This window comes from Collinsella sp. LCP21S3_C7, assembly GCF_052118485.1.
GTDB lineage: Bacteria > Actinomycetota > Coriobacteriia > Coriobacteriales > Coriobacteriaceae > Collinsella.
This window is the reverse complement of record NZ_JBQKHC010000028.1, coordinates 1-11,830: the sequence shown is the minus strand read 5'-3', so window position 1 is coordinate 11,830 and position 11,830 is coordinate 1. Positions and strand designations below refer to the sequence as shown.

The following is an 11,830-nucleotide window of genomic DNA, read 5'->3' as shown; positions in this document are numbered from 1 at the left end:
CCCCCCCCCCAATTTTCAAGCAGAACACGGCATACCAGATCTGTGCTTACGTCTCGTGGGCTCGGAGATGTGTATAAGAGACAGCCCCATAAGGGCGCCGGGGGGCCTACTGCCCCTGGGCGCGGTACCTGGCCTCGGTGGCCTCCTTGGCCGGGCGCCACCAGGACTCGTTGGCCACGTACCATTCGATGGTCTGTCTGAGCCCCTCGGCGAAGTCGGTGTGGGCCGGCCTCCAGCCGAGCTCGCGCTGGAGCTTGGTGCTGTCGATGGCGTAGCGGCGGTCGTGGCCGGGGCGGTCGGCGACCCAGTCGAAGTCCTCGGGGTCGCGGCCCATGGCCGTGAGTATCATGCGCAGGACGGTGATGTTGTCCCTCTCGCCGTCGGCGCCGATGAGGTAGGTCTCCCCCATGCGGCCCTTCGTGAGGATGTCCCAGACGGCGCTGGAGTGGTCCTCGGTGTGGATCCAGTCGCGGACGTTCTCGCCGCGGCCGTAGAGCTTGGGGCGCACGCCGTCGACGATGTTGGTGATCTGCCTGGGGATGAACTTCTCCACGTGCTGGTAGGGGCCGTAGTTGTTGGAGCAGTTGGAGATCGTGGTGCGCAGGCCGTAGGTGCGGGTCCAGGCGCGGACCAGCATGTCGGAGCTCGCCTTGGTGCTCGAGTACGGGCTGCTCGGGTGATACGGCGTCTCCTCGGTGAACTTCGCCGGGTCGTCGAGCGCCAGGTCGCCGTAGACCTCGTCGGTGGACACGTGGTGGTAGCGGATTCCGTATTTGCGGACGGCCTCCAGCAGGCGGAAGGTGCCCTCGACGTTGGTGCGAAGGAAGGGCTCCGGGTCGGCGATGGAGTTGTCGTTGTGGCTCTCGGCGGCGTAGTGCACGATGGCGTCGTGGCCCGGCACCAGCCTGTCCAGCAGCTCCGCGTCGCAGATGTCGCCGACGACGAGCTCCACGCGGTCCGCGGGCAGCCCGGCGATGTTCTCGGGGTTGCCGGCGTAGGTCAGCTTGTCCAGGACGGTCACGTGGACGCCCGGGTGGTTGTTCACCACGTAGTGCACGAAGTTGCTGCCGATGAAGCCGCAGCCGCCCGTTACGATGATGTTCTTGGGGGAGAAGGTCTCCTCTGCCATATGTATGTCTCCTCAGTTCCTAGTACTCGCGCGGGCTGTTGACGATCTCGCCGGCGGCGACCTTCTTCAGGTGCTGCCCGTAGACCGACTTGCCGTAGGCCTCGGCGGCCTGCTTGAGCCCCTCGGTCGTGATCCAGCCGTTCTCCCAGGCGATCTCCTCGGGCACGGACACGGGCAGGTCCTGTGAGTGCTCCACGGCGCGGACGAACTCCGCCGCCTCGTGCAGGCTCTCCATGGTGCCGGTGTCCAGCCACGCGTAGCCTCGGCCCAGCGTCACCACGGACAGCGTCCCCTCCTCCAGGTACATCCGGTTGAGGTCGGTGATCTCCAGCTCCCCGCGGGCCGACGGCTTGACCTCGTGGGCCTTGGCGGCCACGTCGCCCGGGTAGAAGTACAGGCCGGTGACGGCGTAGGAGCTCTTGGGGCACTCGGGCTTCTCCTCGATGGAGACGGCACGGCCCTCCCCGTCGAACTCCACGACGCCGAAGCGCTCGGGGTCGTCCACGTGGTAGCCGAAGACCGTGGCGCGGCCCGACTCGGCGTTCTGGACGGCGCGCGTCAGGTGGCGCGACAGGCCGTTGCCGTAGAAGATGTTGTCGCCGAGCACCAGCGCGCACGGCTCGCCGGCGATGAAGTCCTCGCCGATGGTGAAGGCCTGGGCCAGGCCGTCGGGGCTCGGCTGCTCGGCGTAGGACAGGTTCACGCCGTAGCGCGAGCCGTCCCCGAGCAGGCGCTCGAAGTTGGGCAGGTCGGTCGGCGTGGAGATGACCAGGATGTCCCGGATGCCCGCCAGCATGAGGGTGGACAGCGGGTAGTAGATCATGGGCTTGTCGTAGACCGGCAGCAGCTGCTTGGAGGTTACGAGCGTGAGCGGGTACAGGCGGGTGCCGGACCCTCCGGCAAGGATGATGCCTTTCATAACAAATCTCTCCCTAGTGTCTACGTAGAAAGTTAAGTTCTTTAACCATTGTAGCGCGGTAGATAACGGTTGCTAAAAACACGGAGGAGGCCCATGTAAGAAACAAGCCCCGCGCGGCTCTCTAAGAGCCACACGAGGCTAATTACACTTAAACTTAAATGTAATATAATTAAAAAAACCGAATAAAAGTAGTCTAATTAATTAACGAAGCCCAGTCTTCGAAATGATCTGAAAGAAGATAAAAACTCTTCAGCTTTTTCTCAGCAGCCATTCCCATCTTCTCTCTAAGACATCTATCAGAACTAAGGCTGCAAAATGATTCAATCCAACCTTCTTTGGAGTTCAAATCAACCAAATACCCATCAAGACCATGGGTAACCGTTCTGCGATAAGGCTCAATATTTGTATAGATACAAGGTAACCCCAGCGCAGAATATTCGAGAAATTTTAAGTTAGATTTGGCGTGATTCATTTTATTATCAAGGCAAAGTGGGGCTACCGCAAAATCGAACGTTCCTAAATTGCAAAGCCATTCAACATAAAGGTCATATCTCCTCAACTCAGGAGGCACTCTGTGGATGATCAGTCCAGGCAAATCAAGTAAGGTGCCCCCAACAACATGGACCTCAAGTTTTCTGCCAGTAGCTTCATATACGCTATCCACAATAGAGGGCATATAATCAGCCAACATTTTAAGATCGGCATCGTGAGTTTCAGTTCCCGAATACAAAACCCTAAGAGGTCCATCATCAGACTGAGAAAATCGTTTCCCCCATACCCAAATCCTATCATCTAGACAGTTGGGTATAACAATCGACTTAACATTCACTCCGACCCGTTCAACACCTTGAACAACCTCAGGGGTAGAGGCCACAAGTAAATTAGCAAAGCCGAGCAGTTCCTTCAACTTGTCTAATTCAGGTAGGTACTCCTCATATTGAGGATGTGTACTGTCCATCGAAAACAAATCGTCGTCGAGATCGACAATGACTGAACAAGAATATTTCTTTTGCAAACGCCGTAATTCATGGACATTTGATATCGATATTTTATTTCTAGAAACCAAGAAAGTGACATTATGAGAACGATAAAAAGCGTTACAAATTCGTCTTTCGTTCAAAGCACCGTCAATGAATAAATCTTTAATACAATAGACTGAAACACCCGATAGTAGCGGGTTTTTTATAAAAGGACTCACAACTCTGATGAAATCCGAACCCCCTAAATCGGGGGAAATATAAACCAAAGCGCTGTCTTTCGAGTCGCCTCGAAATAAACTTGTAAGAGTATCAATCATTCTTATTTTGGCTGTTTCACTAATTGAAAAATCCATTGCACCTCAATTACTGTATTAAATCTCGACAGTCTTTTGCAAAAGACACTAGTGCGTCACAGAGATTCGAAGGAGACAATCCAAGAGAAAGCACCAGCCCCTTTTCATAACCAGATGCCTTTTCTTGCTGAGCGCCCAAATCAAAAGTCGCAAGCGGATAACCCATGGATATAATTTCAGAACAAACATAGGAGAATGTCTCTGGCCAAACGCTTGGGAAGAAGAAAATATCAGCCCCACTCTCAACTGCTAATTTGGGCAATTCCTCGAGTCGATATTCTCCAAACTCAATGAAATGATCTGACTTTATCTCAAAATCATCATCGGTCTTACCAATCAGAGAGATTGAAACATTGAGATCACGCGATTCAATCTCATTAAGCAATTCTTTAATAATGAGGGAACCCTTATGTTCGGTAAGCCTACCGATCAACCCAATTACGATAGGGTCGCCAGGCGCCTTCTTGGCTGGTTTATTTGAAATTAATGACGGCACTTCATGAGGTCTAAGGACAATATTTCCAATATCACCGAATGCACTTTCTAAGTAACGACGAGAAGATTCCGAGAAAACGACTACTTCTTCTGCATCGAGAAGCAGACGGCGCCACTTAACTCGATAGGCAACAATTGAGTCTTCATAGACATCATAGAATTTTTCATTTCGATAGCACTTGGAGCAATCGCAAAAAATGCCGGGTAAACCACAATACCGTTTACTGCTGTTAATAAGATTAATGCTCGGACAAATCATGAGATAGTCATGGATTAGAACTTCAAGAACACAGCGGTATGATTCAACTCGTTCAGTAATAACTTCAAGTGCACGTCCGAGATGAGGATAGGACGCGAGCTCGTTTACAACAATTTTATCAGCAGAAGAACAGACCACATCAAGCGCGTCAGACAAAGTCGAAGAAACAAATTGAATTTGTTTATCGCCACTTTGAATCGCAACGTGAAAAATACGTTCAAACACAGAATACTCAATTGTTACTGCGCATTTATTGGCAGCAAGGTCAGCCGCAATTCTACGTTTTAAATAGGAAGACGCTCCTCCCCCTAAATCATGAGTCAAATAAACAGTCTTAGAACCCAAAATGTTTTTCAAGAAAGCCTGAGCGTAAGCAAACGAACGGAGTTCCTTAAGAGGATTCACTTCACAATATCTCGCGACATCAACATTGTAGTTAGGGAACCTTTGATTCAGTTTTTTGAGATGATCTTCGATCAAAGCCTTCTTCTCATCGCTTTGAAATGTTGCTCCATGATTATGGAAGACAAACAAATTCTCAACCATTACATTTTTAAAGCCAGCCTTTATCGCAGACTGACACCAGTCATTTTCCTCTCCAAAGCCCCTTCCATACGTATCCGAATCTAAGAATCCAACAGCATCAAGGGCATTTCGACTGCATGCCATACAGAAGCCTACACCAGTGGGCACCTCGTTATATATAGGTTGGAAATGCGAAAAAATCGAATCAATCTCAACAACATCCAATCCAAAAGCGAGCGAATTATTCTCAAGGAATCTAGGAAAACTGCAGATGGTGCCACTATTCGTGAAAGGAGTCGCTGAAGCAACCTTGTCATCAAGCAACAAAGGAGCGACGAGACGCTCCAGCCATAACGGAGGCAACTGCACATCGGTATTAAGCAGCACAACATCGCCAGTAGTGAGCGACAGCCCAAGGTTTACGCTCTTGACGAAACCGCCATTTTCTTTTGCGCTAACTAGTTGATATCTAGGATCTTTTTCGCAAAGCTCATTAAGAAAGGCGGGAACAGCATCATCAGTGCTGCAATCATCAATAAAATAAACGCTATGAGCTATCTTTGTATTACTCAAGTTGATGACAAGCGATTTAAGCAATTCAAGGCCATTGAACACGGGGACAACGATATCCACATGATAATTATCGGGAACAGTTATCCTGTTTGGCAGTTGACCCAAATAGCAAAGTGAACCTAATTCGACAGAACCAATCTGTCCCTCAAGATACGGATTAACGACTGAAACAGTGCCAGCGGAACTTGAATTAGCCTTAAGAACGCCAAGCCTCGTGTCCTTAAAACCCATCGACCATTCTGCACACAAATAAACTTCTAAATCCAAGGAAGACAGGTAATCGAGGACACAAAAAAATCCAATTTTAGGATCTTCATCAAGTCCTAAATAGTTTTTTGCGGCAGGGCTATCAACAAACTCCACGGGAAAGGAATAAACTAGCCCATCTTTATCTTTAACTGAAATTGAAAAAACTGAATCCTCGGGTAAATAAGACTTAACCCAACCGCGCAGATGAAGGCGGCCATCATTTACCTCAAAGTCAGTTACGGCAACAAGAGCGGAAGTTCTCAAATCGGAAAAACCCTGATGAACAAGACCCCATGCCGCCCACTTAAGACGCCTCAATCCAGTTTTTACATTCACTTTAAATGACACAATTTCCCCTATAAAACTAGAGCGTAAGTGCTATTGAAAAAATCCGAGTTAAATTGTAGAAGTTTAAGAACAGCATGGCCATTAGCAAATAGGGAAACAGGTTTCCATCAAACTTGAGCCTACTTGTCCTAAAAGAAATGAGCAACCAAGGGAGATACGGAAGAAAATACCTACCCTGAACACCCGTAATGAGCCCCTCTGTATTGAACACCCATGACACAAGAAGGGTCAACATGACCAGAACAAGACCAATAACGAACACGGCAATGCCAGCTAGGCTAGCAGAAAAAGAGAGAACGTCACCGTCATCATCAGATGATATGACACTCATGCCCATCACCATGGTCAGAGCCACGACATAAATATAAGGTGAAACTATTTCTTCCTGAAACCAACCAAGAGATCCCCCCACCATACGTTGCAGATACTCAAATCCAAAGTGATCCAGAGACAGATATAGCATCTTTACGAACTTCAAAGGGTTTTGCACAACATCAGAGACGGTATAAAAATGGCCGGACTGATCGCCCCTGAAATCCAAGTGATTATTAACAGCCGAAGTCGCAGAAGTAGAATTTGCACAATAGGCCAGGAGCCGGCCTCCGGCTAGAACCATACCGACAAGCATCATGCAGCCAAGTTTAATGAACAGTTCTTCTTTTCTAGAGCGAAAACGCCTTTGAGGAATAAATAAAGCCAGCAATGCAACTAATGTATAGATCACCTTGCACGGTGCGAGGAGCATAGCCACAAAAAGAATCTGAGAACCTTCTTTTAGAGAAAACAGACCTTCCGCCTTAATAGACCTTAAACAAAGCGCAGTCAGCAGGATCGACATAGGGATAATAAAAGAGTCATACGAATAAGAAGCCGCAAGATGCAAGCACATAGGAAACAAACTAATGACAGCAATAATATTGCGGCCAATAGGAGTAATCCTAAATGCAATATATACGCATGTGATATAGAAGGCCAGGTTAAATAGACGTCCGAAAAGATATAGATAAGCAGGCCCTAAATTTAGCAAACGCGCCACAGTAATACCAAGAGCGGAAAGCAGTTTTTCCTGGGGGAGATTATTTGAAACAGAATGAGATCTGCCAGTTATAGTTTGAATATCCGAATTAGAACTAACGAAAAGCTGAGAATATTCTCTATTGAGGTAGCTGTAGTTGTCAGAAGCTAAATCCAAGTTATGAACGAACTCATTATAAAACTCGGCGTCTGATTGCCTCATTAATAAAGGGTCTTCACTTTGATATCCCTTTCCCAATATAAAATTCGACAATGCATAGGAGGCGGTAAAGTGGAAATCCTCGTCGGGCGCAGAGAGAGGTGTAAATACGCCAGAAAACAGAATACCCAAAATGGTTAAAGAAGCTAAGAATAACCTAGCCTCTTTAACCTGGTCAAAATTACGACCGATAGCGGCAGATACAAAAAAAGCAAACAGCACAAATAGTAAAGCCGAAAAAAAGACCGACAATAGGCGATGTGAGAATGTGTACCAGTAAATTGAATTAATTAACAGAAAGAGAAAACCACCGACTATTAAACAAAGCTGTCGCCCACTTAATAAGCTGATATTGTCTCGAATATCTTGAAAATAATTCAACAAAAGGCTTTTAAAGCAATTCATAAATCCTTCTTAATGCAACAATGGTCAAAGAACGACAAATTAATAAGATGAGTAGGCACTGAGAGTACTCGGATGAAAAATCGAAAGGCCCTTATCCCAAAAGGTATTAATATACGATTTGGTTAAAATCTACCTGGCTACCAATGATAACTTATATAACTACTCAATAATGCCATTAAAGACAGCTTGACAACCACTGGAGAGATTGGCGATTCGTACACGCCTATTAAATTGGTCAACACCAATCCGCTCTTTCAACTTGTTAATCAGTTCATCCGCAAAAGACATACTGACGATTTCAACATCATTAAAATCAAGCAGCACAGTAATATCTTGGTCGGCAAGAACATTTTCTACAACAGTTCTAAAAAGCTTCGCATCGGAACGACTTCCTAAACCATGAGCTTCAGTTTTAACATTCAGCTTTATCGTTTTACCAAAATCATCTACTTCATGATTTTCAGTCCATAAATCGACAGGTGAGGCGCCACCCATAATTACATTCAAGTTAATGGCACTGCTAGGAAATAATTGAAAATCAACAAGAGTCGTCCCGCTAGTAGAGTTGAACTGTCTTAGATGCGGAATATCTTCAACACCTTCTTTATGGATAACATCCAAGCTTGTTCCAGAAGTAACAACAGGAATAGACCCGAGTCCCTGCTTAACTACCTCTCGTAAAAGCCATAAACCGTTCCCGGCTCCCTTTCCATCTGTAACCCCTCTTTCAAAAGCCATATTGATAGCCTCTTCAACTGTATCCGTCATTCTTCCACCACGAGAAAGTGACTCTTGGATTCCAATCCCATTATCAAAAACAGAAATGGCTATTTTATTTGTTTTATAATGGACTTGAGCCATGATAAAACCGGATGGAATAGTAGCCTCGTCTCTCGAGGAATGAACTAGCACATTATCGGATATTTCGTTCAAACAAAGCTCAAGAGCATTCAAAAGTCCCGGTGCAAGGGCAATTCGCTGTCTCAGAGAGTTCACGATACCAGTAACTATATCGTAATGAGTATCAGCGTCAAACAGCCATACTTTATCTAGGAAAAAATCAGAGCGGACTTTCTCCGGATCCCTATATGGATTGAAAATCCCCGCACGTTCAGCATAGCCATAAGCGTTAACCCCATAATCCGGCTCATCGTTTTTAAACTTAAACTGATATTTATGACCAAAACTACTTAGAATCCCTGCAATCGGAAGCAGGGTATTTGGATAAAAGCTGCTATTTGGATCTTCTAGTTCGATTTCAAAAACAGAAAAGCCCTTTTCACAACCCCTAAGGACATTGCGATACAGATAACAGAACGCACCCTTAACGGGTTTAATTTTAATTGAATAATTAGAAGAATTACCTATCATCAGCGAGATCTCCCTTGGCTATTGGAATGTAATTTGAAAATTAAAGCAAAGGTCTTGTTTAAGGCCAGTCAAGATTCATTCGCAAATTAATCGAGGCGGCATTTGCCCATCTTGCTTTTGTCCTCTGCCGAACCTCGGGGATCTTTAGTGTGTGTCTATGGTTTTGTCAACCGTACATTTCCACTTTTTCGGCATTACGCATCTTGACGTCTCGTGCCCGAGTGGCCCTCTCGGGTTATTTCACCATCCGTTAGGCCGGGTACAGGATCGCGTCAGTTTTGGTGAAAGGGCAAAACAACAGCACATAAGAACACTTGCCTTCGAGATTGATTTCCGAAAGCTAGAGAAAGCCATATCATTCCAAAGGCGTATTTAAAACCCAGCCCCACTGTGGTATAGCGGTAGTGTGGTAGTAGCTCAGCCACCAAGCAAGTGATGTTGTCCTGATGCAACCGATATCATCCATAACCATACCGTTTCCGATATAAATTGCAATATGACCCCAGCGGGCACCCGCACTTGAATGAGTATGTGTAGGGACCGCAACGATCATTCCAACTTTAAGCTGAGATATATCTCGGCCGTGACACCAATTCCAGAGCATGTCGCATGCGTCGCCGTTAGGATATGACCCCAGCACAGGGTAAAACACATGGCTAACCCACTCCGAGCACAGTCCCGCCCCGGGGGAAGGAACGCTATAGCAACGATTAACGATCTGGGACTGCAAGGAAGTGCGCGCGGAGTGCTCAGGCTCCACCCAAGCACCTGAGGCATTAAAGAAATACTCGGCGTCTCCGATTCTGTTCCAGCCATTTACCATTTGTCCAGAAGACATAAGATAGTACCAGGTTCCATCATTATCGAGGAACCAGCCAGTATTCATAGCTCCAGATTCGTAATCGAGGTGATACCACTTACCGTCAATGAATCGCCAACCGTGCTGCAGCACTCCATCTGAGTCTGTGTAAAACCACATCTGAGCAGCCGAGGACCAACACCAGCCAGCGACAGGCTTTCCCTCGAGATCCCTGAGCTTAATTGCGCCCGCGCCGTCCTTGACGCCCGAAAGCACAATTGCACCGCTACCGCACGCATAATACGCGTTTTCATCTTGCGAAAAGACCCAGGCATTGCACTTTAATGCACCACCGCTATCGGGATCCAAATAATAAACAGAGCCATTCACAGTTTGAAAACCTTGGAGCATGGCGCCATTATTGTTGGGATCAAGCCAATACCAGTTAGAGCCATAGTAAAACCATCCGGCGCGAATCGCTCCAGAGTCATTGGCACAATACCATGTCTCGTCGTCAACAAACCAACCAGTGTTCATGAATCCAGATTGAGAGAAATGATACAACGCGCCGTTAACAAGCTTAAAGCCCGTAGCCATTAATCCAGAAGGCTCAAGCCAATACCAAGTATTACCAAGGAGCAGCCAGCCAGTCTGCATAGTGCCCGAAACGTCCAAATGGTACCAATTATGATTGACTAAAACCCAGCCGGTCTTCATTGAACCTGATGTTTCGTCAAGGTAGAACCAATGACCACCGGTGGCAGCCCATCCCTTCAAATGCGCACAGGACTCAGAGAATAAATGCCATCCATCACCCAGGTATCTCCAGCCAGTGGCTGCGTAGCCTTCGGAGTCAAAATAATATTCCGCCCCGCCAATGATCAGAAAACAATCTGACGGCCACCCACCGGCTTCATATCTCCACCACCATTTACCATTTTGGTAGGCCCAGGAACCAGGAAGAGCAATTTTACTATCAGAAGAACGAACAATCTGGAACGACAACCGGACAGAAACGCCAGCGTAATTCCCTAGCCCATTTACATCTATAGCAGCGCAGCCAGGGGTAACATTATTTGAATACATGACATCATAATTGATACCGTAAACTAACACAGATCCATCGGCGCCGAAAACAGAGACCTCAGGAGTAATCGCATCGCCGGTATATTCATATGTCAACAAATCAATAGACGCTTTGAAATTATCGCAATCCGAAGTCAAGCGGTCGCCATCCGATGTCCCAAATGCCTCCTGGCCCGATTGAACCAAAGAGCTATCGGCGCCTTCAGCTTCAAATGATAAGGTAATGAAAATGCGGTAGCGGACCATATAAGAGGGGTGAAACAAATTGATGCAAGACAAATCGCGCTGAATAAACCCAAATGCCGAATTCTCATCATTTCACTCTTCCCATGAAATCAAATATACCTTTGAATATCCAGGCATAATCGACCCAGAGACACAGATCCCAAAATCACCAATATGCCAAATTAAAAATCGTTTGACGAGCCGCATCGGATAAAACGACACATCACTCATCAGCATATAGATTGTATATCTATTGAGCAATGAACGATCTGTAGACGAGTGCGATCGATGTTAGACCCTTGATTATCAACTTAATCCGAACACCTCCCACATTCATCCGCACATGTGCGGATGAATGTGGGAACCCGATCTCCTGGGGCCGGACCGGCCGGCCCCAGGAGATCGGAAGACGGCATGTCCGGAAAGAGGAAGAAGGGTTCCGCTGAGGCGGCCCCGAGGGCCTACGTCAGGCTCACCAGGCACGAGCGGGACACGGTCCAGAGGATACTGGAGCGCAGGGCCTCGTGCAGGGAGATCGCCACGGAGCTGGGCAGGTCGCCCTCGACGGTGAGCGCCGAGGTGGCGTCGCACAGGTTCGTGACGACGCCGAAGTCCAGGCGCGGGATCGACGACGACGAGCCGGCCGCGGCGGCCAGGCTGGAGGCCATCAGGGACTGCCTGCGCCGGAGGCTCTCGCCCGAGCAGATGGCGGCGCGCAACGGCGGGCCCGTGGACCTGTCGCCCTCGACCATCTACCGCTGGGTCTCGGCTGTTAGCGCTAATCTAAAATTGACCACTTTCGCAAACGCATCTCGCCGAATGCGCTAACGCGCTTTCGCCGACCCCGCTAACGTACTTTCACCAACTGCGCTAACGGAAC

The 11,830-nt window shown here is 47.9% G+C and carries 8 protein-coding genes; 1 reads left to right on the top strand and 7 read right to left on the bottom strand.

The window, feature by feature from the left end; translation table 11 throughout:
• Positions 1 to 106 precede the first annotated feature (106 nt).
• The 7 genes from rfbB to ACTQ1E_RS08330 form a co-directional block, all read right to left on the bottom strand.
• Positions 107 to 1,129 carry a dTDP-glucose 4,6-dehydratase gene (gene rfbB / locus ACTQ1E_RS08360; RefSeq protein ID WP_441565810.1) on the bottom strand — a complete coding sequence of 341 codons (1,023 nt, stop codon included), beginning with the start codon at positions 1,127 to 1,129 and terminating at the stop codon, positions 107 to 109.
• Between the two features lie 19 nt (positions 1,130 to 1,148).
• Positions 1,149 to 2,048 (bottom strand): glucose-1-phosphate thymidylyltransferase RfbA, encoded by a 900-nt coding sequence (rfbA, locus tag ACTQ1E_RS08355; RefSeq protein WP_441565808.1) that lies wholly within the window; start codon positions 2,046 to 2,048, stop codon positions 1,149 to 1,151.
• Positions 2,049 to 2,241: 193 nt separating this feature from the next.
• A complete protein-coding gene (locus tag ACTQ1E_RS08350; RefSeq protein ID WP_441565806.1) occupies positions 2,242 to 3,381 on the bottom strand; it encodes a glycosyltransferase in 1,140 nt (379 codons plus the stop codon).
• A gap of 10 nt (positions 3,382 to 3,391) precedes the next feature.
• Positions 3,392 to 5,830: a glycosyltransferase gene (locus ACTQ1E_RS08345; RefSeq protein ID WP_441565804.1), complete on the bottom strand. Its 2,439-nt coding sequence runs from the start codon at positions 5,828 to 5,830 to the stop codon at positions 3,392 to 3,394.
• A 16-nt stretch (positions 5,831 to 5,846) separates the two neighbouring features.
• Entirely contained in the window at positions 5,847 to 7,469 is a 1,623-nt protein-coding gene (locus tag ACTQ1E_RS08340; protein WP_441565802.1) for a DUF2142 domain-containing protein, read from the bottom strand.
• A 159-nt stretch (positions 7,470 to 7,628) separates the two neighbouring features.
• Positions 7,629 to 8,840 (bottom strand): STAS-like domain-containing protein, encoded by a 1,212-nt coding sequence (locus ACTQ1E_RS08335; RefSeq protein ID WP_441565800.1) that lies wholly within the window; start codon positions 8,838 to 8,840, stop codon positions 7,629 to 7,631.
• 355 nt (positions 8,841 to 9,195) lie between these two features.
• Positions 9,196 to 11,004 carry a hypothetical protein gene (locus ACTQ1E_RS08330; RefSeq protein WP_441565798.1) on the bottom strand — a complete coding sequence of 603 codons (1,809 nt, stop codon included), beginning with the start codon at positions 11,002 to 11,004 and terminating at the stop codon, positions 9,196 to 9,198.
• 297 nt (positions 11,005 to 11,301) lie between these two features.
• Here ACTQ1E_RS08330 and ACTQ1E_RS08325 point away from each other — a divergent pair, with 297 nt between their 5' ends.
• Positions 11,302 to 11,778: a helix-turn-helix domain-containing protein gene (locus ACTQ1E_RS08325; RefSeq protein WP_441565796.1), complete on the top strand. Its 477-nt coding sequence runs from the start codon at positions 11,302 to 11,304 to the stop codon at positions 11,776 to 11,778.
• The last annotated feature ends 52 nt before the right edge of the window (positions 11,779 to 11,830 follow it).